At 72.0% G+C, this 669-nt stretch carries 1 protein-coding gene; it reads left to right on the top strand.

All coding sequences use genetic code 11. The annotated features are described in order from the left end of the window. Positions 1-669: tyrosine-type recombinase/integrase (locus AACY52_RS29055; protein WP_339561177.1), on the top strand; the 669-nt coding region annotated here is incomplete at both ends.

The following is a 669-nucleotide window of genomic DNA, read 5'->3' as shown; positions in this document are numbered from 1 at the left end:
ACCCTGCCGGCACGGCGCAGGCCGCCGATAGCCGTTTGGCGCCGGCCAGCGTCAACCGCGCGCTGGCGTGCGTGTCGTCGTTCTATGATTGGGCGCTGCTGGCCGGATGCACCAGCGGCACCAACCCGATCGTCAAGGTCGAGGCGCGCGCCGTGCTACGCTCGGTCGATCGGCACCGACCGTTCCTGCAGGGCATCGCATCGGGCGCACCACTCCGCCAGGCGCTCGCCGTCAAGATGGTGCGCCGGGTGCCGCGGCCGCTGTCGGACGAGCAGGTAGCGACGATCGTAACCCTGCTGCGCTGCCGTCGTGACGTAGCGCTTGTCCGCCTCATGCTTGATGGTGGCCTGCGGCCGGGCGAAGCGCTTGCGCTCAAGCTCGAGGACGTCGCCTACGGCCGCAGGCGGATCGTGGTGCGCCAGCGCGACGACCATCCGCGCGGCGTGCGCGCCAAGGGCTGGCGCGAGCGCGTCGTCGACCTGCATGAGCCGGCGACGCTTGCCGCGATCGCCGATTACGTGACCGCCGAGCGCCCGCGCGACACCGGCAGCCCCTACCTCTTCCTCGTCGGCGGCAACGGGGCGCGCCGGGCTGAGCCGCTCTCCTACGCCGCGCTGGCCAAGCTTTTCGCCCGATCCTGCGAGCGGGCCGGCATACGCGAGCCCTGGA

Source organism: Pseudomonas sp. EA_65y_Pfl1_P113 (assembly GCF_963970525.1).
GTDB lineage: Bacteria > Pseudomonadota > Gammaproteobacteria > Pseudomonadales > Pseudomonadaceae > Aquipseudomonas > Aquipseudomonas tritici.
The sequence above is the reverse complement of the archived record's forward strand: the minus strand, read 5'-3'. Positions and strand labels throughout refer to the sequence as shown.